This is a genomic window from Serratia sp. K1WW1, from assembly GCF_055790865.1.
On sequence record NZ_CM147697.1, the window covers coordinates 52,554 to 75,787 of the forward strand.

Genomic DNA, 23,234 nt, shown 5'->3' on the forward strand with positions numbered 1-23,234 from the left:
TGCTGGTGCTCTTTCTTTACTGAAATAACTAAGTCGCTCCTAAAAGAATATTTCTAGTGAGACCATGTTTTATTAATATAAGTATTCTCGTTAATTAATCGCATTAATTTAAATGGTATAAATAAAAATTATTTTTGCGATCTGTATTTTTTATTGTATTTTAAATGGTGAAATAGCTATTTATCACTTCATCTTTCATTTTAGTGTGTTCACTATATTGTAAAACAACTAATAAAGTTCGTTAGGAGATAATATGAAAAAAATTATAATTTCATCATTGGCTTATATTGCCTTGACGCAAATATCCTTTGCCGCCAGAGACGTGACGACGGTACCGGACTTCTTCTATCTTAAGGAAGCGCAGTCTATTGATAGTCTCTCTTTATTGCCCCCGCCACCGGCCGTTGACAGCATCGGTTTTCTCAATGACCAGGCTCAGTATAACGCCGGTCAGTTGCTGAGGAATACGCCAAGAGGCAAGCAGGCTTATAACGATGCGCAGATTTACGGCGATGGCATACCACTGGCATTTGTCAGCGCCTTCGGCATGGAAATAACACGCAAGAAAACGCCAGAGTTATATCGCCTGGTAACGAAAATGCGTGAGGACACCGGTGATTTGGCGACCCGCAGCGCCAAGGAGCATTATATGCGGACCCGGCCTTTTGCTTTTTATCATCAGGCGACCTGCCGCCCGGAAGAAGAAAGTGTGTTATCAACCAACGGCTCCTACCCTTCTGGCCATACGAGTATCGGTTGGGCTACCGCACTGGTGCTGGCGGAGATCAATCCTGCTCGCCAGGGGGAGATCCTCAAACGCGGTTATGAGATGGGGCAAAGCCGCGTAATTTGCGGCTATCATTGGCAGAGTGACGTTACCGCCGGGCGTTTGGTTGGGGCTGCTATCGTGGCACGTTTACACGCCGAGCCAACGTTTGTCGACCAGTTACAAAAAGCCAAGGCTGAATACCTGCGATTAGCAAAAGCGCCTTAAACCTGGGTGGTGTGAAACAGCCAGGCCGATCGGGTACTATGGCGGTTCTATGCCAGCCGGTATACAGGAGCCGCCATGAGCCATCAGGAACGACAGCTGACTTTTGATCCGCGAGGTCATCAACTCACCAACATTAACGTCTGGACGCCGTGCAGCCAATGGCTGGCGTATGACGTACGGCCAAGCGGTGCATCCTTTACCGGGCTGAGTATTGAACGGGTGAACGTTGCCAGCGGTCAGGTGGAGGTGGTTTATCGGGCGCAGCATGGAGCCCATGTCGGCGTGGTAACGGTGAGCCCGGATGCGCCAGCGCGCTACGCGTTTATCCATGGGCCGGAACACCCAGACAGCTTCTGGCATTATGACTTCCACCATCGCCGTGGCGTGATCGTCAGCGAGCCGGATCGTGAATTGGCGATCACCCTAGACGCCTTGGACATTACCGCCCCCTATACCCCAGGTGCGCTGCGTGGCGGCACCCACGTGCATGTCTTCAGCCCAGATGCCAGCCGCCTGAGCTTCACCTATAACGACCATGTGATGCACGAACTCGATCCGGCACTGGATTTGCGCAACGTTGGCGTAGCGGTGCCGCTGCAAGGGGTGAATCCACCCAAACAGCATCCACGTGAATACGACGGTAGCCATTACTGCGTACTGGTCAGCGCAACCACGCCAACCCCGCAATCGGGCAGCGATCAAATCAATCGGGCTTACGAAGAGGGCTGGGTGGGTGAGCAAGGCTATAGCAAACCCGATGGCAGCCGCCAGCGTTGGGCGTTGGCGTTTATCGGCGATACTCTCTCGCAGCAGGGGGAAAAACTGCCGGAAGTGTTTGTGGTGGATTTGCCGGAAAACGATGCCGACTATGCCAAAGCCGGGGATGCTCCCCTGCAGGGAACGGCAACAACCTTACCTGCCCCCCCGTTGGGGGTTCAACAACGGCGGTTAACCTATACCGGCCAACGCAACTATCCTGGGATTGCCACCACGCCACGTCATTGGTTGCGGAGTTCGCCAGACGGCAGCGCCATCGCTTTTCTGATGCAAGACGATCGGGGCATTGTGCAACTGTGGACTATTTCCCCAAATGGTGGGGAGGCGAATCAGGTGACACAAGCGGATCACAACATCCAGTCGGCCTTTAGTTGGCACCCGCAAGGGGGCAAGATTGCGCTGGTGTGTGATAACAGCGTGATGCTGTGCGATATCGCCAACGGCAATATGCAGCGCCTGACCAAACGGACTGCGCAGCCACCACTGGGGGACGCCGTGGTGATCTCACCGGACGGCAAGCAGGTGGCCTTTATGCGTGAAGTCGCCGGATTTAACCAGATTTTTGTGGTGGCGGTTTAACTACAGCCCGGCTGGTGCTGGCGAGGTTGCCATGCCCTGGCCTGGGTTGCCGCTGGCAGCCAGATTTTGCTCTTCATCATGCTGGATACGGGCTTTGGGTGAGGCTGCCGCTTTATCGCTGCCTGAGCGCAGGTAGTCGTAAGGCAGCAAAATGGTGTCCATCGCCGCCGACAGGGGCAGGTCGATCGCCAGCAGGGGCATCATGGCCCAACTGGTCTCTTCGCTCTTCATCATATCGACATTGGCGCGCGTGCCGGAGTAATAACCCTGGTCGGCCCCGGTATGGCTGGCTACGCTGGAGCAACCGTTAGTGGTCAGCAGCAGGCAACCGGTCGCTATCATTTTTTTTATTGGCTTCATTCTTCCATCCTGAGGGGTACACATCCCCTGAAATTTGCTGATTTAACCCGTCGCCTTTCAAGCTGCAGCGTTGTTACCTGCGCTTACTAACCCCAGTCACTTACGAAAAGTAAGCTCCTGGGGATGAGTAAGCTTGTCGCCTAGCTGCAACTTGAAATTCATAGGGTGTATAACATCCAGCCAAAGCATTGAAAGATGCAACATTCCGCACTGTGGCGGCTATCTCACTTTGAGTGTATGTGATAAACAAATTTTCGCCGTTTCCATTGGCAATTTTTTAATCATCACCAGTTGAAATGTGGAAAGCAAACCCCATCTTCTCTACAAGGCCAAATTAAGAATTTGCCGTAAGGGAATTCAAGCCTTAAAGCCTGTCCATGATGGAAGGCTTCATTATCAACCTCGCTGAAGTGCCTTAGGAGGCTGTTTTATGCGCAACTTTGATCTTTCCCCGCTGTACCGTTCCGCGATCGGTTTTGATCGCCTGTTCAACGCCCTTGAGGCTGGTCAAAGCCAGGGTAACGGTGGCTATCCGCCGTACAACGTTGAGCTGGTTGATGAAAATCATTACCGCATTGCCATCGCGGTGGCCGGGTTTGCCGAGCAGGAACTGGAGATCACCACGCAAGACAATCTGTTGATTGTGCGCGGGGCTCACACCAATGAACCTGCTGAGAGAACCTATTTATATCAAGGCATTGCCGAGCGTAACTTTGAACGCAAATTCCAGCTGGCCGAGCATATTCAAATTAGAGGCGCCAAACTGGAAAACGGCCTGCTGTATATCGATCTGGAACGTATCGTGCCGGAAACGTTAAAGCCGCGTCGGATCGAAATTAAGTAATTTTGTTTTATCACCGTGCCTGCCGTTAGGGGGCAATGTTTGAACCTCGCTTCTTGGAAGGAGAGTACTATGCGTAACTACGATTTATCCCCACTTCTGCGTCAATGGATCGGTTTTGACAAGCTGGCCAGCTCAATGGGAGGCCAGGAGCCACAAGGGTTCCCGCCCTATAACATTGAGAAAAGCGACGATAACCACTATCGCATTTCCCTGGCGTTAGCCGGGTTCAAACAGAGCGAACTGGATATTGAAGTGGAAGGCCCGCGCCTGACCGTGCGTGGCAACCCTACACCGCCGGAAAAACAGGTGGAGTATCTGCATCAGGGGCTGGTGTGCAAAGAGTTCAGCCTGACCTTTACCCTGGCAGAGCACTTACAGGTGTCCGAAGCCAAATTTGAAAACGGCCTGCTGCACATCGATCTGGTACGCCACGTGCCGGAAGCCTTGCAGCCACAACGCATCAGCATCGGTAGCACTCCGGAGCTGGAAGCCAAATAACCGGCTGAAAAAACACAAAAACTTGCGGGGGAGGTCCATTCGGGCCTCCCCCGTTGCATTCTGTGGCATACCCCACATTACCCCCCTACGCCTTATGTCAGAATCCCTATTAATTGCAGGCATTTAATCGCATAGAGATTGTTAAACTTTGGGTAAGGATGTGACGTATGAGTGATATCGCCCTGACCGTCAGCATGTTGGCGTTGGTGGCTATTCTCGGGTTATGGATTGGCAACTGGAAAGTGTATGGCGTGGGTTTAGGGATAGGCGGCGTCTTGTTCGGCGGCATCATCGTCGGGCACTTTGCACAGACTTACCAGATCACTCTCAACGGCGACATGCTGCACTTTATTCAGGAGTTCGGTCTGATCCTGTTTGTGTACACCATCGGTATTCAGGTTGGCCCTGGTTTCTTCTCGTCCCTGCGCGTTTCCGGCCTCAAACTCAATGGCTTCGCCATTCTGCTGGTGCTGGTGGGCGGCGTGGTGGCGGCGATTGTCCATAAACTGTTTGCCGTGCCGTTGCCGATCATTCTCGGCGTGTTCTCCGGCGCGGTCACCAACACCCCGGCGCTCGGTGCCGGGCAGCAGATACTTACCGATCTGGGTTCCGATCCGGCGCTGGTTGACCGCATGGGGATGGGCTATGCGATGGCCTATCCGTTCGGAATCTGCGGCATTCTGCTGGTGATGTGGCTGATCCGGCTGTTTTTCCGCATCAATATCGATAAGGAAGCGCAGGAGTTTGAAGATAGCCTGGGGAGTCATCGCGAACTGTTGCAGACCATGAACGTGGCGGTGCGTAACCCCAATCTGCAAGGCATGGCCATCAAGAATGTGCCTCTGCTTAACAGTGACGACATCATCTGTTCGCGCCTCAAGCGCGGCGATTTACTGATGGTGCCTGCCCCGCATGAGACGCTGGAACTGGGAGATTTCCTGCACCTGGTCGGCAAGCGCGAAAAGCTGGAAAACGCCCGGTTGGTGATTGGCGAGGAAGTCGACGTTTCGCTCTCCACCCGGGGGACTTCACTGCAAGTGGTTCGTGCGGTAGTGACCAACGAAAAGGTGTTGGGTAAAAAAATCCGCGATCTGGAGCTGAAGCAAAAATATGAAGTGGTGGTCTCGCGCCTCAACCGTGCCGGGGTCGAGCTGGTGGCGGGCAGCAATGTTACGCTGCAGTTTGGGGATATCCTCAACCTGGTGGGGCGGCCAGAATCTATCGAGGCGGTGGCGGCGATTGTGGGTAACGCCCAGCAGAAGCTGCAACAGGTGCAGATGCTGCCGGTCTTTATTGGTATTGGCCTTGGGGTGCTGTTGGGATCTATCCCGCTGTTTATCCCCGGTTTCCCGGCGGCATTGCGGTTGGGGTTGGCCGGTGGCCCGCTGGTGGTGGCTCTGATCCTGGGGCGTATCGGCAGCATCGGCAAGCTGTACTGGTTTATGCCGCCCAGTGCCAACCTGGCGCTGCGCGAACTGGGTATCGTACTGTTCCTGGCCGTGGTTGGCCTGAAGTCTGGTGGCAATTTTATTGATACCCTGCTGCATGGCGATGGGCTGGCGTGGGTCGGTTACGGTGCGTTAATCACCTCGATCCCGCTGATCAGCGTGGGTATTCTGGCGAGGGTGGTGGGTAAGATGAACTACCTGACGCTCTCCGGTATGCTGGCTGGCTCAATGACCGATCCACCGGCGCTGGCCTTTGCCAACGGCCTGCACCCCACCAGCGGTGCCGCAGCGCTCTCATATGCCACGGTCTACCCGTTGGCAATGTTCCTGCGCATCATGTCACCGCAGCTGCTGGCGGTGCTGTTCTGGGCGATGTAGGCTGCAAAAGGGGCTCCGCTTGCGGAGCCCCAAGATACTGCTGACAAAATCTCAACCGGTTATGCTTCCTGGTGCGCGCGCTCAACCTCTTCGGCCAGGATCATCACGCCACGCTCAATATCTTCCGGATTAGGCACATAGTTCATGCGCATACATTGGTGCGTATGCGGCCATTCATGCTCCAACCCCGGGAAGAAGTAGTGGCCAGGCACCATCAATACGCCACGCTTTTTCAGCCGTTGATACAGCAGCTCGGTGGTGATGGGCAGATCCTTGAACCACAGCCAGAGGAAGATTGCCCCTTCCGGTTTATGGATCAGGCAGCGCTCCGGCGACAGGTAACGGCGAATAATGCCGATGGTCTGCTCGACCCGCTGCTTGTAGAACGGGCGGATCACCTCGTTGGATAAACGCAGCAGATCGCCACGCTCAATCATCTCCGTGGCCAGCGCCGGGCCAATGCTGCCCGGGGAAAGGCTGATAATGCCGTTCATATTGGTCAGCGCGCTGATGACCTTCTCGTCGGCAATCACGATGCCACAGCGTGAGCCAGGCAGGCCCAGCTTGGACAGGCTCATGCACAGGATGATGTTCGGGTTCCACAGCGGCGTGGCTTCGCTGAAGATAATGCCAGGGAACGGCACGCCGTAAGCGTTATCGATCACCAGTGGGATATCACGCTGCTGTGCCAACAGATCGAGCTTCATCAGCTCTTCGTCGGTGATCACGTTGCCGGTCGGGTTGGTAGGGCGCGATACGCAGATCATGCCGATGTCGTCACCGATGTTCAGATGCTCAAAATCGACGTGATACTTGAACTGGCCATCTGGCAGCAGTTCGATATTGGGCTTGGCAGAGACAAACAGCCCTTCATCCAGTCCGGAATCGGCATAGCCAATATATTCTGGCGCCAGCGGGAACAGCACGCGGCGGCGGGTGCCGTCGGCATAGCGGCCAGCAAACAGGTTAAACAAGTAGAAAAACGCGCTCTGGCTGCCATTTGTCAGTGCAATATTCTGTGGCTCGATCTGCCAGCCAAGCTCTTCTTGCAGCATGGTAGCCAGCGCTTTCAGCAGGGCATCTTTGCCTTGCGGGCCGTCGTAGTTGCACAGTGCCTCGGTCAGCTTGCCCTGATCGAGCATCTCCTGACACAGCTGTTTGAAGTAGCTGGCCATCTCTGGGATCTGCGCCGGGTTACCGCCGCCAAGCATGATGGCACCTGGCGTGCGCAGGCCTTCATTCAGATCGTCCATCAAGCGGGTGATGCCCGCGTAACGGGTAAATTTGTCGCCGAAAAGTGAAAAATTCATAGCTGCTGCAATATGGTTGTAAGCGGGTAGACGCCCACCATACCGCCAGATAAAAGCGGGTGCAATGCGGCTGATATCATACCCGCCGGGCATAGATGTTGCTCGGCGGGCTTTTTACAGCATAACGCGCTGAATTATTGTGACCGATCGCCAGCCCACACCACCATCACCTTATCGCCCCCATGCTGGCGACTAAAGCCATAATAATGAGGCGTTTGCTGGGATTGCTGAGTACCGGCACCGATTGCCGGGTGGCGCTCGCGGAACTGGCCTAGCCGCTGCCAATGTGCCAACAACGGCGCTTTGGCTCCTTGCAGTTCACCCCAGTTCATATCCGAGCGTGTGCCTTGTAAAGGATCGGAGCCGGTAGGGCCAAACGGCCGGCCACTCTCATCACCGTAATAAATCTGTACCGCGCCCGGAGCCAATAACAGCAGGTCTGCCGCTCGCTGCTGCAAAGGCAACGAACCTTTGGCATCGCTGGCGAAAAACAGGCGAGTGTCGTGCGAGGAAATATAGCTCAGCACGTTGAAGCCCTGCAGCTTGTCCGCCATCTGCTGATAGGTGGCATCGATATTGGAGAAGCAGCCCAGCGCCTGCGAGGCCTGATCCTGAAAATCGAAGTTGATCATCGCATCGAAGCCGTGCTGGTAATAGTCGCTTTTCATCACCCCGTGGCCCCAGGCTTCACCGGTCATCCAGAACGGTGCGTTATCCAGCGCCTGCTTGGGGTTAGCCGCTTTCCACTCTGCCAGTGCCTCGGTGGCTCGTTGCTTTAGCAGGTCCAGCGTGGGTTTATCGACGTGTTTGGCGGTATCAACGCGGAAACCGTCAATGCCATAGTCACGCACCCATTGGCTGAGCCAGACCGTCAGATAATCGCGGGTAGTGGCTCCTGGGATTTCGCGTGCGGCGGTATCAGGTTTATGGCGGAAGAACAGCGGTAGGCCGCTGGCTCCGGGCGCTTCATTTTTGATGTCCGGAAGGAAAGCCAGTGACATGGTCAGGTCGTCAAAGCCCGGTGAGTCGTAATCGCCGATATCGGTGCGGATCCAGTTTTTCCCCCACCATTGGCTCCAGCCTGCTTTATCGCTGAAGTTGATGTAGTCGTTAAAGCTGTGCCAGCTCTGGCCAGGCCCAGGTTGCCAATCGCCCCAGTTTTTGCCGAGGGTTTTTGCGGCTTCATCACCTTTCAGGTACAGCGAGCCGAACTGAAACTGCTGCATATCGGCCAGCGTGGCATAGCCGACGTGATTGACCACCACGTCAAACAGGATGCGGATCCCACGTTGATGTGCTTGCTCCACCAGATTACGCAGATCCTGCTCGTTGCCCATATTGGCATCGAGCTTGGTCCAGTCCTGGTGGTAGTAACCGTGGTAGGCATAATGTGGGAAATCCCCTTTGGTACCGCCGCCTACCCAGCCGTGGATCTGCTCCAACGGGGAACTGATCCACAGGGCGTTGACCCCCAGTTGTTGCAGATAATCCAGCTTTTTCGTCAACCCGGCGAGGTCGCCGCCGTGGAAGGTGCCGATCTCCTGCATGCCATCGCCGTGGCGTCCATAGCTGTGATCGTTGGCCGGGTTACCGTTTTCAAAGCGATCGGTCAGCACAAAATAGACCGTGGCATTGTGCCAGTCGAAAGCCGCCTGTGGCGGCGTATTGGCTGATTCCAGCAATAGCAGCCCCCCGCTGTTGGCCGCCGGTTGCAGGGTGACCTGGCCCTGAACCACCGTGGCGGTCTGGCCGGAGTAAAAATCACGCACCGTTTCGCCTTCGGCAAAGGTGTCCTTCACCGCGATGGTGATCGGCTGGCCATCCCAGCGTTGGCAGGTGCGAGCCACGGCGGCGACGGTTTTTTCCGGTTCGGCCTTCAGGCTGAGCTGCAAGGTAGGCGTACCGCTGCGGGTATCTATCCGCACCTGATAATCACCATCGCGAAATAATCGCCAACTGACCGGCTCGCTATCGCTACAGGGCTGCAGCGACAACGTCTGGTTCAGCTTAACCGCGTCGCTGGGCTGCCAGCACTGTTGGTTCTGATACAGCCGCAACGGTAGTTGGCCTTTGGCCAGGGTTGCCTGGCTGGTAAATAAACCGCTGGTGGGTTCGCTGAAGGCCGGGAAGCTTTGCAGCGTCCAGTTGGCCAGCGCTGCGGGTGACAGCAGCATCAGCAGGGGAAGGGTCAGGCGTTTCATGGCTCTCCTTACTCGTGGCAGGAAGCGTTTTTATCGTAGGGTAGCCCAGTGTGCTTTATGCAGAAAAAATCGCCTCATCCCAGGGTAAGAATTTGGGGGGCGGAGGGGGAAGGGGGAGAGGTTTGACTATGCGCTGTTGGTTTTTTAATCTATATTGTCATGTATACATTGTAGTGTGAGGTAAACTTATGAGCGTGATGTCTGTTCGGCTATCCGACGATCTCAGTGAGCAGCTTGAAGCCTTAGCAGAAGCGACCGGCAGAACGAAATCATTTTTGGCGACTCAGGCGATACAAGATTTTTTAAGCCGCGAGGCATGGCAGGTTGCTGAAATTCAACAGGCCATCGTTGAAGCCGATAATGGTGACTTTGCATCTGATGATGAAATGGCGGCCCGTTTTAAGAAAATGGGGGTGACTATTAGCAATGAAAATTAAATGGCTAAGGAAAGCTGCAACAAATTTTGATGATGAATATGAATGGCTTTACCAAGAGGATCCGCAAGTAGCGACAGAATTTGCTAAAGAGGTGGTGCGCTCGGTGAACTTGCTGGTTACGCAACCTGCTTTAGGAAGACCTGGTCGAGTAATGGGTACCCGAGAAATTGTCATGCAAACTTTCCCTTACTTGATCCCTTATCGGATTAAAAATAAGGAAATACATATTCTTAGAGTATTTCATACACGAAGGCGACCGCCGGAGAAACGCTGGTAACTGAGGTTATTATGGTTTTCAACGACCCGCTAGAACACCAGAAAGTGAGTGATGAGTTTGTCCGTCAGGCTGTGATTAATGGGGTAGTAAGTGACGAAAGTCCATTATCACTGCTGGAAATCGCCGAACATCGTAAGCACCTGCGTAATAGTGAAACGCTTACAGGTTCTTTTGATGAGATGCCAGTTGGTAAACGCTGGCATCTCATAAGGGTTACTTGTTCAGCAGCTGCGGGTTAACGCAGTTTTCTGTGACCGTGCCGGTCAAGGCGGCAATCAGGTTATCCACTGCGCACTCGGCCATGCCGTAGCGAGTCTCATGGGTGGCGGAACCGATATGCGGCAAAGCGACCACGTTGGCCATTTTCAGCAGCGGCGAATCGACCGCGACCGGCTCTTGCTCGAACACATCCAACCCCGCGGCGTGAATGGTGCCGTCCCGTAAGGCTTCAATCAGCGCTTGCTCATCCACCACCGGGCCACGCCCCGCATTGATCAGGATCCCGCTCTGCTTCATCTTCGTCAACTGGTTGCGGCCAATCAGATGGAAGGTTTGCTCGGTAAGCGGCAGCGTAATGCACAGGAAGTCCGACTCGGCCAGCAGCGTATCAAGATCGCAACGGCGGGCATTGAAGCGTTGCTCTGCTTCTTCATGCGTACGCCGCGCGTTGTACAATACCGGCATGCCAAAGCCAAAGTGCGCACGCTGTGCCAGCGCCAGGCCGATGCGGCCCATGCCGAGGATGCCGATGGTTTTATGATGCACGTCAACGCCGTACCAGTCAGGCCCGATGCTGCCCTGCCATTCCCCTGCCTTGACCCGCTCGGCCACCTCGACCACCCGGCGTGCGGTGGCCAACACCAGGCTCATGATGGTATCGGCCACGGTTTCGGTCAGCACGGTTGGGGTATGCATCAACAGCACCCGGTGGGCGTTGAGCGCTGCAACGTCAAAGTTGTCGTAACCGACGGAGACGGTGGACGCCGCACGCAGTTTGGGGGCGCGTTGCAAAAAGGCTTCGTCAATCTTGCCGCCGGAACCGAGGATGCCTTCGGCCTGTTGTAGTGCCTGATCGAAGGCGGCGTTGTCCAGTTGCAGACCGTCGAAGGCATGAACGGTAAAGTGCTGGTCCAGCTTGGCACGCAGGTCGGCAGGAATACTTTTGTACAACACGATTGCAGGCTTCATCAAATAACTCCATCTGGCGAACGAGACGTTCAACATAACATATTGCAGGAGAGTGAAGGGCTGAGCCCCTCACTCACAAGATCAGGCCACCTGTGGCTGAGCTTCATTACGTGCAGGCTTGACGATCAGCGTCAGCCCCACCGAGGCCAGCAGCGCGATAGCCATAAACATATAGGAGGCCGCCGGGCTGCCGGTCGCCCCGTTGAGGTAGCCGACAAACCAGGAGCCGAAGAAGGAGCCCAGCGCGCCCATGCTGTTAATCAGCGCCATGGCACCCCCGGCGACGTTTCTTGGCAGCATCTCCGGAATGATGGCGAAAAACGGACCGTAAGGCGCATACATGGCCGCACCGGCGACTACCAGCAGACCATAGGAGATCCAGAAGTGGTTCGGGCCAATGGCGTAGGAGGCGAAGAAGGCCAGCGCGCCAATCAACAACAGCGGCCAGACAAACAGCTTGCGGTTCTGCATCTTGTCCGATGCCCAGGAAACCACGATCATCGCAATGGTGGCGGCCAGATAAGGTACCGATGACAGCCAGCCCGCTTCAACCATCCCCATCTGCATACCGCTGCGCAGGATTGAAGGCAGCCACAGCACAAAGCCATACACGCCGATGCTCCAGGCAAAATATTGCATGCACAGCAGGATCACGTTGCGCGAGCGGAAGGCTTCGCCGTAGTTGCGTACTGCCTTGATGCCTTTCTGCTCCTCGGCCAGTTGCTGTTGCAACGCCAGCTTTTCCTGATCGCTCAGCCAGCCGACCTGTGACGGCTTGTCTTTGACCAGCACCCACCAGCAGAATGCCCAAATGATTGCGGGGATGCCTTCGAAGATAAACATTTCACGCCAGCCAAAGGCGTGGATCAGGTAGCCGGAAACCACCGACATCCACAACACCGTGACCGGATTGCCGAGGATCAGGAAGGTGTTGGCGCGGGAGCGTTCAGACTTGGTAAACCAGTTGCTGATGTAAATCAGCATCGCGGGCATCACCGCCGCCTCCACCACGCCGAGGATAAAGCGGATCGCTGCCAGCATCGGGATATTGCTGACCATGCCGGTCAGCGAGGCGCAGCCGCCCCACAGGATCAAGCACCAGAAAATCAGCTTCTTGACGCTGCGGCGTTCGGCGTAGATGGCACCGGGAATTTGGAAGAAGAAATAGCCGAGGAAAAACAGGGCACCCAGCAGGGATGACATTCCTTTGGTGATGCCAAGATCGTCATTAATCCCGGCGGCAGAGGCAAAGCTAAAGTTGGCGCGGTCCAGATAGGCCAGGCTGTAGGTGATAAACACTATGGGCATGATGTACCACCAGCGTTTGGCCGCAATAGTTGCTTTAGTCATGTGCAGAACCCTTCAGTGGAGTCTTATACCCTTCACCTTTCAAGCTGCAGCGTTGTTGGCTGCATTCGCTTACCCCAGTTACTTACTAAAGTAAGCGCCTGGGGATGCACGAACTTGCCGCCTAGCTGCAGCATGAAAGTCATTGGGTATATAGGCACTCTCCCGGCGGATCTAGTTGTAGGGCTAGAGGAATACGCCGTGTGGAGAAGTCAGTTAACAGATTATGTTGTTAATATTCAATTATTCCGCCAGTGCGGCGCGGGTTGGCAGCCCTTCGCTGTCGCCGATGGCCTGGATGGCCAGCGAACCGATCTTGTTGCCGCGTTGTACCGCCTGGATCAGCGTTTTGCCTTCCAGCAGGGCGCTCAGCGTCCCTACCGCGAAGCCGTCTCCGGCACCGACGGTATCAACCACGTTGGTGACTTTGACCGCGGGTACCGCAGCCTGGTCGCCGGCGGCGGTTTTAAACCAGGCACCCTCTGGCCCGGTTTTGATGATCACGGCCTGTGCGCCGCGCTCCAGATAGAAATCGGCGATGCCTTCGGCGGTAGATTGCCCGGTCAGGATCTGGCCCTCTTTTAACCCTGGCAGCACCCAGTCGGCCGCGCAGGCCAGCTTGTTGAGCTGTTCGATCATCAGTTCCCGGCTAGACCACAGCACCGGGCGCAGGTTGGGGTCGAAGGAGATGGTTTTGCCCAGGGCGCGCATCTCGGCAGCGGCGAAATGGCACAGCTCCAGCGACTCGGCAGACAGGGCGGCGGCCACCCCGCTCAGGTGCAGGTGGCGCGCCCCGGCGAAGTAGTCACGATCGAAGTCGGTGGTAGACAGGTGGCTGGCGGCGGAGCCTTTGCGGAAATACTCCACATTGGGATCGGTTCCATCGGTATTTTTAGATTTCAGCTGAAAACCGGTTGGGTAGCGGCCATCAACGGTGACCCGCTGGGCATTAACCCCTTCCTTCGCCAGCTGTTGCAGGGTAAAGCGGCCAAACGAGTCGTTACCTATCCGGCTGACCCAGCCGACGTTCAGACCCAGGCGGGCCAACCCGATCGCCACGTTCAGCTCGGCACCGGCGATGCGTTTGGTAAAGCTTTCAACCTCGGCCAGATCGCCAGTTTGCGCTGCGACAAACATCGCCATGGCTTCACCCAGCGTGACGACATCTAAAGAATTTTGCGTGCTCATCATGCCTGCTCCCCGCGTAACATATCCACGTAATGGCGGGTGACCGCCTCCAGATCGCTGCCCTGTAGCGGGAACTCGATGCCGCGTGGCACGTCCTGCGGCAAGCGGGCCAGCACTTCACGCCAGCTACCGTCGGTGTCATCCAGGGCGATGGCGCGCCAGCCGCGTGGACCAAGGGTGGCGGCTTTAACATGAATATAGCCGACGTGTGCGGCCAGCAGATTGGCGGCGGCCAGGGCGTCTTGCCCCACCCAATGCCAGTTGGCCATGTCGAACGTCATCCCGATCGGCAACTGGCTCTCTTCCACCGCATGGAAAAAGGCGTTCATCAACGACAGGATACCGCAGTCTGGCGTTTGATCGTTCTCGACCACCAGTTGGACTGCGGATTGCCCCAGCGCGATTTTTAACTCGGTAAAGTCAAAGCCTGGCCGGTAGTGGCCTAAAGCGAGTTTGAGCCGGCTGGCTTGCAGGATCTTCGCCTCCGCCAAAAAGGCGGGCAGATTCGGGTTCAGGGTGTGCTGTGGTGTAAACAGTGACTCAGGAGCGGAATACACGGCGGCCAGTGGGTGTTGCTGCAGGGCTTTTGCCAGAGTGGGTAAAGCGTCCAGTTCCTGCGGGGAAAGCAGTTCACGGCGGATTTCCACGCCGTCTGCACCTGCTTGTGCGATCAGGGGTAATAACGCCGCCTGCCCCCCTAGCTGCTGTACCTTGTCGTTGCCGTAGGCGCTGGTTACTACAATAATCTGTTGTTTCATCTTTTGGCTCCTGAGGTGACCTATCACCACCGCGACTGTTGTTGTCACGGTAAATGGAACCGGTTCCATTGGAAAGCAGCAGCATGCAGAATTATGATCGCAATCACGGAGTTGGTTAAAAAATGGCCCCTCACCCCAACCCTCTCCCACAGGGAGAGGGAGCTGATAGCCCCTGCTCTGATGGAAGAGCGAAGATAATTTCGGCAAGGCTTGAGCTTCCATTTATCCAGGGAGAGTCAACATATGCACATGATGAGTCACCGTACTTTCAGGGGGCCTCTGTGGGAACTGTCCAGAGTACATAGTTAGCCCGTGAAGCTTTGGAAAGTAGGCACGAAACCAAGAAAGGTAAGGTATTACGCAAAGCAATCAACGCACTCGATCGGTCCCCTCTCCCTGTGGGAGAGGGTTAGGGTGAGGGGTCAATGTTGGGTGGAGCCACGAACGATCAGCTCACCGGAGAATAGCCGCTCGCTAACGGGAGCATCGAGGCCCTGGATACGCTGCACCAGCAGCTTCAACGCGGCATGCCCTATCTGGTAGGTGGGCTGTTTCAGGGTGGTGATCCCCACCCCGGCCAGCTCGGCCCAATCCAGTTCGTCAAACCCCAGCAGGCCAATGTCGTTGCCCCACTGCATCCCCAGATGGCGCATAGCGCGCGCAACTTGCAGCGTTAAGGCACCGTTGGCCGAGATCACCGCTTTGCGCATGCCGCGATGGCGGGTGTTGAAGGTCTGTAATACCGTTGCCAGCTTTTCGGCGTCGTTGAGCGGAGTTTCAGCCTGCTCGGCGGATAAATCAGGGTGGTTGGCCATGGTCTGGCGAAAGGCGTGCAGACGCTCGAGCCGGGTATTCACGGTGCCAATCGGCTCACTGAGGAACAGGATCGCCTCAAACCCCTGTTCTAACAGATGCTCCGTCGCGGTGGCGGTGGCCTCGTGGTTATTCAGGCCCACCACGTCGCAGGCGAAATCGGGGATTTTACGGTCGATCAGCACCATCGGCAGCATCGACTGTTGCAGCATGGAGAGCGCGTCTTCGCGCATCCCGACGGCGTTCACCACAATCCCTTCCACCCGGTAGCTGCTCAGCAACTGTAGATAGTGCTGTTCCTGATTGATCTCGTTATTGGTGTTACAGACCAGCAGGGTAAAGCCATGTTGACGGCAGGCAGCTTCGATACCGCGCATCACGTCGACGGAATAGGGATTGGTGATATCGGCGATGATCAGGCCGATCAGCCGCGTTTGTCCGCCCTTCAGGCTGCGTGCCATCTGGCTTGGGCGATAGTCGAGCTGCTGGATCGCGATGTCGATACGTTGCTTGAGGGCGTCGGAGAGCAGGTGCTGTTCACCATTGAGATAGCGCGACACGCTGGTTTTGCCGGTTTGGGCGTGTTTTGCCACATCACTGATGGTGGCGCGCCCTGAGGCACGCGTTGCTTTATCACTGCTCACAGCCAATCTCCCCTGCGGTTCAATGCCAAGGAGACTAACACACCAAGCCTAAAGCCGGGAATGACCCGTGTCAGGAGGTGGCCTCCTGCGCTTTGGCCTGCGGCTGGATTTTCTTATCGGGGCTGCTGAGGGTGAAGATAGAAATCAGCGTGACACCCAAGGCAAGGCAGCCGAGGATCAGGTAAGTGTCGGCGAACCCCATACGGTCATACAGGCTACCTGCAAAGGCAGAGAGGAAGATGGCGGCCCCCTGTTTGGCAAACTGGAAACCAATCAGATAGATCGTGGCGGAAAGGCGGGTATCAAAGTTGGCGGTGATGTACTTGAAGGAGCCGACCAGCAGGAAAGGCACTTCCAGCGCGTGCAGCATTTTCAGCATGATGACTTCCAGTGCCGTTGTGGCAAAGGCGGAGCCAATAATGCGTATGGACATGATGGTACCGGCCAGCAGCAGCGTATTTTTCGCCCCGATGCGGTTAATAATCCACGGCGAGCAGAACATGATCAGCGCATTGGCCAATTCTCCGGCGGTGGTCGCATAACCGAAGACTTCGGTACCGCGCTGGGGCGAGCTGAAGAAGGTTTTGAAGAAGTTGGCAAACTGTTGATCGAACACGTCATAGACGCAGGCAACGCCGACCACATACAGGATGAACATCCACATCTTCGGCATCCTGAACAGCGCTACCACCATCCTCAGATTGAACTGGCTCTGATTGGCACCCAGTTTGCCCATGACCATGGCATTAGGATTTTCGCGCGGGTTGGCCAGTATCAGGAGTAGCATCAGTAGCACTGCGGCTCCAGAACCCATCCAGAAGACGATATCCGGATTGATATTGAATAACACTCCGGCGGTCGACGCACAGATCCCCCAGCCGAAACAGCCAAACATCCGTGCCTTGCCGTATTCGAAGGCACTCTTGCGGCTGACTCGTTCGATATAAGCCTCAACGGCTCCCGCGCCCCCTGAAAAAGCAAATCCGATATAGGCCCCGCCCACCATGGCTCCGAGCAAGACGTTCATTTTCAACAACGGTGCAAAGACGTAGAGGAAGAAGGGGGCAAAGAAAAACAGCAACAGGGTAATCACCCAAAGCAGATGTTTTTTCAGCCCGAGCTTATCGGAAATAATGCCGAAAATGGGTTGGAAGAGAATGGCAAACAGAGACAGACAGGAAAATACCAGGCCAGTTTCGGTTTTATTCAGCCCGATGACTTCGGACAGCCAGATCGGCAGAAACGGAAAGCAGGTGGCCATGATGAAAAAGTAGAGGAAAAAGAAAGCGCCAAATATCCAGAAGTTACGGTTATTTTTATAGGTACAGACGGTGGCGTTCATGGTGATTGTCCTTCCACGACGAGCTTTGGGCGTGCAGCGGCCCGCCATGGTGAGCGCTGCACCTGCAAATCTAGGGGATAACTCAGAGCTGCTCCAGGCCGATCAGCATGGCGCTTTCCGGATCCAGTACCGGTAACGCCAGGCCGACCTGTGCCAGCCATTCCCCGCTAACGTCGCAGGGCTGTTTCATCCAGGCGGGCAACTGGCGCATGGTATGGCCGCCCTGCTGCTGGTGAATGAGCGGTGGGGTATCCAGCAGGGTGATCCGGTAACGTGCATCCGGCCTCAACCCTGGAATGCGCAAATTACCCGGCAACTGGTGATCCGGCATCGCCAACTGGCTGACCAGAATGACAGCTCGCTCCTGTCCTGGGGCAACTACGCCATTAATCTGGGTGCTTGGGTCGTGATGATCGATACGGATAACATCGCCGCTATGTAGCAGTGGCCGGAGAGATTTGTGCAACGCCACATAGCGGATGAAACCAAGCTGTTCAGCGTCACCTTCTTTGACCGGATCGAGTTCGATACCCATGTGACCGAACAACGCCGTCAGGCCGCGAAAGCCGATGCTGTGCTGACGTTCGGTGGCGTGACACCGTTGGTTGCCGATGTGTGAACCCATCACTTCCGGGGGGAAGAAATAGCTCATGCCGCGCTGAATGGTTTGGCGTTCCAGCGCGTCGTTGTTGTCGGAGGCCCAGAAGCGGTGGCAGCGTTGCAGAACCTCAAAATCGATACGGCCCCCACCGGAGGCGCAGGATTCGAATTCCACCAGCGGGAAGCGTTCCCTCAAGCTATCCAACAGGCGGTAGAATTGCTCGGTCTGGGCTGTCAGAGAGGCGCGGCCAAGGTGAGCGGGTTGCACGATCTCGCGGTTCATGTCCCACTTGATGTAGTCGATATCATGATTGCTCAGTAGCCAGTTCATGCGCTCCAGCAGGTATTCGAAGACCTGTGGGTTGCACAGATCGAGCACGTACTGAAAACGCCCGGTAGGTTGCTGATAACCCGGTAAACCTAACACCCAGTCGGGGTGAGCCCGGAACAGATCGGAATCTGGATTGATCATCTCTGGCTCCACCCAGATACCGAATTCCATACCTAGCCGTTTAACATGCTCGATCACCGGTGCCAGCCCGTTCGGGTATTTTTTCTCGTCCAGATACCAGTCGCCAAGTGCGGCGCGATCGTGGTTGCGCCCACGGAACCAGCCATCATCAATGATAAAGCGTTCTACGCCAAGTTCGGCCGATTTGGTGGCCATTTGCATGATGTACTCGGGCTGGTGGTCGAAATAGATGCCCTCCCAGGTATTGAGATGCACGGGGCGTGGTCTGTGGTCGGGGAAGCGCAGGATATTCTGGCGGACATAACGGTGAAACTGCTGGCTGAGCGCATTCAGACCCGTGCGAGAGCTGGCAGCATACAGCCAAGGCGTGCTTAGACTGGCTCCGCCTTCCAGCTCCTGCTCGCCTGGCAGATACAGGGCTTCTGCCTGCAACAGGCGGCGCCCATCGGTTTTTACATCGGCGCGCAGGCGATGGTTGCCGCTCCAGCCGAGATGGATACCCCAGACCTCCCCTTGTTGCTCGCTGAAGCCGCGGCTACCTACCATCATGCCGGGGAAGTATTCATGAGAGCTGCGCCCTCGGCGGTTTTCCTGCAGGTACCCACCATGCTCCAGGGTGACGCGGTGAGGTTGGAACTCGCGGATCCAGCGGCCATGAAACGCCATCACTTCGCCAGCACGCTCTGGCAAGGGCAGTGTTAACGCCAAGCGGTTAACCCAGTAACGAGCAGCATGATGATTGATCAACGTATGGCGCATCTTTAGCACGCCGCTGGCGCTGTCCAATTGCAGTTCGCTGCGCAGTTGCAGCCCAGCCTGTGGGTCTTCTGCCAGGATCAGTAACTGATTGTCCTGATGCGTGATTTCGCTGGTGGTGAATACGGGTGACCAATCGTAGCCGTCACGGTGGCCTTCCACTCCCGGCGAGCCAAACAGACCGCGTCCAGATTCTGCCGCCAGCGTCAGTGGCGTATCGACATCCAGCCTGCCGTTGGGCACCGCCCGGCTCAGCGTCAGGACATCTTCCGGCATAAACCCGCTTAAATGAGGGCCCCAATAGAGAATTTCGGCAAACGGCTGGCAACGAACAATGACGTCGGTCATGGGGCTGGTTAACCGCACAATGGTGGGTTCCATGTTTTGACTCCTTTACGATCTTTGGCTCAACTCAGTGGCCTCATCATTGATCCGAAACGTTTCGGATTAAAACCTAAACGTTTCGGATCTGTGATCTGGTCGGGCAAAAAACGTCGTTGTTTTAAACGATCAGGAGGTAAGGGGGAGCTCGTCAGGGTTGGGTTTTAGCACCGGTTGCCACAGTACCTGTAATTGTTGCAGTGGTTCACCACGGATCAGGCCAAGAGTCATTTGTGCGATTTGTTGGCCGACTTCCGCGCGGGTGGCTTGGACGATGGAGGCTACCGGAAGATCGAGCAGGCTTTCCGCTGGTAATCCGTCATACACCACCAGAGAAACTCCACCGGGGCCGAGTTTATCGGCATCACGAAGCGCCATTGCTGCCCCCTCGCCGTGACCGTTGCAGTCGGTAATGATTGCCGTCGGTGGATCGGCTAACGCCAATAACGCTTGGGTGGTCAGATAACCCGCGCGACGGCTTGGCGTGATACTGCACAGATAATCGTCACGTTGTTGCAGTTGATGGTTGGCCAATCCATCCAGATAACCTTGGCGGCGCTGGCTGATAAATGACTGCTGGTTATTTTCGCCCAGATAGGCAATTTTCCGGTGGCCGAGCGCCACCAGATAGTCCACGGCCATCAGGCTGCCAGCGCGATTATCAAAATCAAACCAGGCGTAATCTTTCACCAGCTGGCTGCGGCCGAGCGCCAGAAACGGGAAGTTAAGCCGCTGTAATTCATGCAGACGCGGATCGTTGTCTAGCGTATGGGCAACAATCAACGCATCAACACGTTTGCTGGCAATCAGACGAGTAAAGGCATGATGGGGCGCATCATCTGCCACCAGCAGCAGATCGATCTCGTGGCGTACCAACTCATTGCTGATACAACCGATCATCTCCATCAAGGTAGAGTTACTTAACGTGTAGTTATTGAAGGGGAAAACCAGCCCAACGGCGTCGATCTTACCCATTTTCAAACGGCGCGCCAGGGTATTGGGGCGATAACCCAAACGCTCTGCCTCAGCCTCTACCCGCTGGCGCGTATCTTGGGCCACGTCGCCGTAGCCATTCAGGGCGCGACTCACGGTGGTAACGGAGAGATCCAATGCTTTGGCAATCGCTTTCAGGGACATATTTCACTCTACAGAAGGTGTTGGGATGCCGGGCGAGAGTAACACAGGCAGAGGAACCGGCGGGAGAGGTGAGGGCAGGAAATGCGAACTGGCGGGGCAAAGGCCCCGCACTGTGTGCTTACAGCGGGCTGAGGGTGATCTCAACGCGGCGGTTTTGCGCCTTGCCTGCGGTGGTGCTGTTGGAGGCGATCGGATTATCCGGGCCGGCACCGGTTGAGCGGATGCGGTTGGCGGCGACCCCTTGGGTGATTAGCGCGCTGGCCACACCGTCTGCACGTTGCTGGGACAGCGTCATATTATGCGCACGGGCCCCGGTGCTGTCGGTGTAGCCCACCACGTTGACGGCGGTTTTTTCATACTCTTTCAGCACCATCGCCACGCCGGTCAGGGTGTTGGCGCCCGCCGGTTTCAGCGTGCTGCTGTCGGTATCGAAGGTCACGTTGTTTGGCATATTCAGCACGATATTATCGCCCTGACGGGTAACGCTAACGCCGGTGCCTTTCATTTTGTCGCGCAGTTTGGCTTCCTGCACGTCCATGTAGTATCCGGCCCCACCGCCCAATGCGGCCCCGGCTGCGGCGCCGATCAGCGCGCCTTTACCCCGGTCTTTTTTCGATGAAGAGATCATGCCGATACCGGCACCCAGGGCTGCGCCAACGCCAGCGCCAATACCGGACTTGCCGGCTTCTGACTCCCCGGTGTAAGGGTTGGTGGTACAAGCCGATAGCGTCATGGCAACGGCTACCAAACCCGCAATTATCGCAATGCGTTTTTTCATTGTTAGTTCCTTTAAAAGCAGGGATATCTGCGTGCGCTACTCCAAACTGGAGGCGCTAAATCGTCGGCATTCAGCCGCCAGCCCGAAACGGGCTGCGCAACTATGACGTGCCTTTTGGCCTGCAGTTCCGATAAAAATCGTGACAAATTATAAACCTGTAAGCCAGGCAGGAAGGTAGCCGCCAAATCGCCGCTTGGGAACCAGAACAAACTGAATTAATGCAGGAATGATTGATCTTTCGGACAAAGGGGCGAAGAGTGTCGCCCCGATGAGATGCGGTTAGGCTAACGTTTCGCCATTGCTGGCGATCACGCGGCGATACCAGTCGAAGCTCTGTTTCTTCGAGCGGGCAAAGCTGCCGCTGCCGTTGTCGTGTTTATCCACGTAGATAAAACCGTAGCGCTTACTGTATTGCCCGGTGGTGAAGGATACGCAGTCGATACAGCCCCAGGGGGTGAAGCCCATCAGCTCAACGCCGTCGTCGATCACCGCTTTTTTCATCTGCTCGATGTGCGAACGCAGATAGGCGATGCGGTAATCGTCGTGGATCTGGCCATCGGCCTCGGGCTTATCCAGCGCACCGAAGCCGTTCTCGACGATAAACAGCGGCTTCTGGTAGCGCTCATAGAGGATGTTGAGCGTATAGCGCAGCCCAACCGGGTCGATCTGCCAACCCCAGTCGGACGCTTTCACATAAGGGTTCGGCACGCTGCCTTCAAAACCGGCCAGGGCCGTGCCCGCGCCGATGGAGTCCGCCTGCACCGCGTTACTCATGTAGTAGCTCAGGCCGATATAGTCTGCACAGCCTTCACGCAGGATCTGCTCATCTTCCGGCTGCATCTGGATGTGGTAACCCTTGCGCTCCCATTCATGCAGAATGTAGGACGGATAATAGCCGCGCATATGCACATCGCCAAACAGGAAGCGTTCACGCATCGCCTCTTGGGCATACATCACGTCGTCCGGATTGCAGGAGAACGGATACAGCGGCACCATGGCGATCATGCAGCCAATCTGCAGTGCCGGGTTGATGGCATGCCCCAGTTTGACCACCTGCGCGCTGGCGACAAACTGATGGTGCAGCACTTGGTACATGCACTCTTCCGGGTTCGGTTCCTGGGTGAAAATCACCCCTGAACAGCAGTAGCCGAACAGCGGAGTCTTCCAGTTGCGCTGGTTGTTGATCTCGTTGAAGGTCATCCAGTACTTCACTTTGTGCTGGTAACGGGAGATGACCACTTCGCTAAAGCGCACAAAGAAATCGACTACCTTGCGGTTTTTCCAGCCGCCATACGCTTTCACCAGATGCCATGGCATCTCAAAGTGGGAAAGGGTGATCACCGGCTCAATACCATATTTCAGCAACTCGTCAAACAGGTTGTCGTAGAACTGTAATCCTTCTTCGTTCGGCTCCAGCTCATCCCCCAGCGGGAAGATGCGCGACCAGGCAATCGAGGTGCGGAAGCACTTGAAGCCCATTTCGGCAAACAGCGCGATATCGCCTTGATAACGGTGATAGAAGTCCACCGCCTCGTGGTTAGCATAGAGGTAGCCTGGTTCAATGCCGTCGGTGATCACGCGATCGACGCCGTGGGCACCGCTGGACAGCACATCAACGATGCTTGGGCCTTTACCGCCCTGATCCCAGCCGCCTTCAACCTGATGCGCCGCTACTGCGCCGCCCCACAGGAAATCATCCGGTAACTGTTTTTTCATAACTTTGCTTC

General features: G+C 55.9%; 21 protein-coding genes. 8 read left to right on the forward strand and 13 right to left on the reverse strand.

Going from position 1 to position 23,234, the window contains the following annotated elements:
- Window positions 1-253: 253 nt before the first annotated feature.
- Window positions 254-994, forward strand: a complete 741-nt coding sequence (locus ACX9GU_RS00255) for an acid phosphatase (protein WP_473193480.1) — start codon at window positions 254-256, stop codon at window positions 992-994.
- Between the two features lie 75 nt (window positions 995-1,069).
- On the forward strand, window positions 1,070-2,350 hold the full coding sequence (locus ACX9GU_RS00260; protein WP_473193481.1) for a DUF3748 domain-containing protein: 1,281 nt from the start codon (window positions 1,070-1,072) through the stop codon (window positions 2,348-2,350).
- Here the strand turns inward: ACX9GU_RS00260 and ACX9GU_RS00265 are convergent, their stop codons facing one another.
- Complete coding sequence (locus ACX9GU_RS00265; RefSeq protein WP_473193482.1) at window positions 2,351-2,710, reverse strand: YceK/YidQ family lipoprotein; 360 nt, start codon at window positions 2,708-2,710, stop codon at window positions 2,351-2,353.
- 430 nt (window positions 2,711-3,140) lie between these two features.
- Here ACX9GU_RS00265 and ibpA point away from each other — a divergent pair, with 430 nt between their 5' ends.
- The 3 genes from ibpA to ACX9GU_RS00280 all read left to right on the forward strand — a co-directional run bounded on the left by ibpA (window position 3,141) and on the right by ACX9GU_RS00280 (window position 5,878).
- On the forward strand, window positions 3,141-3,554 hold the full coding sequence (gene ibpA / locus ACX9GU_RS00270) for a small heat shock chaperone IbpA (RefSeq protein ID WP_021181374.1): 414 nt from the start codon (window positions 3,141-3,143) through the stop codon (window positions 3,552-3,554).
- Window positions 3,555-3,623: 69 nt separating this feature from the next.
- Complete coding sequence (gene ibpB / locus ACX9GU_RS00275; RefSeq protein ID WP_021181373.1) at window positions 3,624-4,052, forward strand: small heat shock chaperone IbpB; 429 nt, start codon at window positions 3,624-3,626, stop codon at window positions 4,050-4,052.
- 167 nt (window positions 4,053-4,219) lie between these two features.
- Window positions 4,220-5,878 carry a putative transporter gene (locus ACX9GU_RS00280; RefSeq protein WP_473193483.1) on the forward strand — a complete coding sequence of 553 codons (1,659 nt, stop codon included), beginning with the start codon at window positions 4,220-4,222 and terminating at the stop codon, window positions 5,876-5,878.
- 59 nt (window positions 5,879-5,937) lie between these two features.
- Here the strand turns inward: ACX9GU_RS00280 and ACX9GU_RS00285 are convergent, their stop codons facing one another.
- Both ACX9GU_RS00285 and ACX9GU_RS00290 read right to left on the reverse strand, forming a co-directional pair.
- Complete coding sequence (locus ACX9GU_RS00285) at window positions 5,938-7,188, reverse strand: valine--pyruvate transaminase (protein WP_121609056.1); 1,251 nt, start codon at window positions 7,186-7,188, stop codon at window positions 5,938-5,940.
- A 134-nt stretch (window positions 7,189-7,322) separates the two neighbouring features.
- Window positions 7,323-9,389 (reverse strand): alpha-amylase, encoded by a 2,067-nt coding sequence (locus tag ACX9GU_RS00290; RefSeq protein WP_473193484.1) that lies wholly within the window; start codon window positions 9,387-9,389, stop codon window positions 7,323-7,325.
- 188 nt (window positions 9,390-9,577) lie between these two features.
- Here ACX9GU_RS00290 and ACX9GU_RS00295 point away from each other — a divergent pair, with 188 nt between their 5' ends.
- From ACX9GU_RS00295 to ACX9GU_RS00305, 3 genes are read left to right on the forward strand one after another with little or no spacing between them, the layout of a single operon-like run.
- Window positions 9,578-9,826 carry a CopG family ribbon-helix-helix protein gene (locus ACX9GU_RS00295; RefSeq protein WP_024527348.1) on the forward strand — a complete coding sequence of 83 codons (249 nt, stop codon included), beginning with the start codon at window positions 9,578-9,580 and terminating at the stop codon, window positions 9,824-9,826.
- Window positions 9,816-10,103 (forward strand): type II toxin-antitoxin system RelE/ParE family toxin, encoded by a 288-nt coding sequence (locus ACX9GU_RS00300; RefSeq protein ID WP_071784396.1) that lies wholly within the window; start codon window positions 9,816-9,818, stop codon window positions 10,101-10,103. The genes ACX9GU_RS00295 and ACX9GU_RS00300 overlap by 11 nt, the downstream gene beginning before the upstream one ends.
- A gap of 11 nt (window positions 10,104-10,114) precedes the next feature.
- The gene (locus ACX9GU_RS00305; protein WP_211136409.1) at window positions 10,115-10,342 is read left to right on the forward strand and encodes a hypothetical protein; all 228 of its coding nucleotides are present in this window, start codon (window positions 10,115-10,117) and stop codon (window positions 10,340-10,342) included.
- Here ACX9GU_RS00305 and ghrB read toward each other — a convergent pair.
- The 10 genes from ghrB to ACX9GU_RS00355 form a co-directional block, all read right to left on the reverse strand.
- Window positions 10,317-11,291, reverse strand: a complete 975-nt coding sequence (gene ghrB, locus ACX9GU_RS00310) for a glyoxylate/hydroxypyruvate reductase GhrB (RefSeq protein ID WP_473193485.1) — start codon at window positions 11,289-11,291, stop codon at window positions 10,317-10,319. The genes ACX9GU_RS00305 and ghrB overlap by 26 nt on opposite strands.
- Before the next feature lie 81 nt (window positions 11,292-11,372).
- Complete coding sequence (locus ACX9GU_RS00315; RefSeq protein WP_473193486.1) at window positions 11,373-12,641, reverse strand: MFS transporter; 1,269 nt, start codon at window positions 12,639-12,641, stop codon at window positions 11,373-11,375.
- 240 nt (window positions 12,642-12,881) lie between these two features.
- On the reverse strand, window positions 12,882-13,829 hold the full coding sequence (locus tag ACX9GU_RS00320; RefSeq protein WP_473193487.1) for a sugar kinase: 948 nt from the start codon (window positions 13,827-13,829) through the stop codon (window positions 12,882-12,884).
- Entirely contained in the window at window positions 13,826-14,584 is a 759-nt protein-coding gene (locus ACX9GU_RS00325) for a sugar phosphate isomerase/epimerase family protein (protein ID WP_473193488.1), read from the reverse strand. The genes ACX9GU_RS00320 and ACX9GU_RS00325 overlap by 4 nt, the downstream gene beginning before the upstream one ends.
- 422 nt (window positions 14,585-15,006) lie before the next feature.
- On the reverse strand, window positions 15,007-16,041 hold the full coding sequence (locus ACX9GU_RS00330; RefSeq protein ID WP_473193489.1) for a LacI family DNA-binding transcriptional regulator: 1,035 nt from the start codon (window positions 16,039-16,041) through the stop codon (window positions 15,007-15,009).
- Between the two features lie 70 nt (window positions 16,042-16,111).
- A complete protein-coding gene (locus ACX9GU_RS00335) occupies window positions 16,112-17,383 on the reverse strand; it encodes an oligosaccharide MFS transporter (RefSeq protein WP_473193490.1) in 1,272 nt (423 codons plus the stop codon).
- 82 nt (window positions 17,384-17,465) lie between these two features.
- Complete coding sequence (locus ACX9GU_RS00340) at window positions 17,466-19,592, reverse strand: alpha-galactosidase (RefSeq protein WP_473193491.1); 2,127 nt, start codon at window positions 19,590-19,592, stop codon at window positions 17,466-17,468.
- A 129-nt stretch (window positions 19,593-19,721) separates the two neighbouring features.
- Window positions 19,722-20,729 (reverse strand): LacI family DNA-binding transcriptional regulator, encoded by a 1,008-nt coding sequence (locus ACX9GU_RS00345; protein WP_021181360.1) that lies wholly within the window; start codon window positions 20,727-20,729, stop codon window positions 19,722-19,724.
- Between the two features lie 118 nt (window positions 20,730-20,847).
- On the reverse strand, window positions 20,848-21,507 hold the full coding sequence (locus ACX9GU_RS00350; RefSeq protein WP_166733753.1) for an OmpA family lipoprotein: 660 nt from the start codon (window positions 21,505-21,507) through the stop codon (window positions 20,848-20,850).
- A 279-nt stretch (window positions 21,508-21,786) separates the two neighbouring features.
- Window positions 21,787-23,223 carry a 6-phospho-beta-glucosidase gene (locus ACX9GU_RS00355; protein WP_473193492.1) on the reverse strand — a complete coding sequence of 479 codons (1,437 nt, stop codon included), beginning with the start codon at window positions 23,221-23,223 and terminating at the stop codon, window positions 21,787-21,789.
- Window positions 23,224-23,234 lie beyond the last annotated feature (11 nt).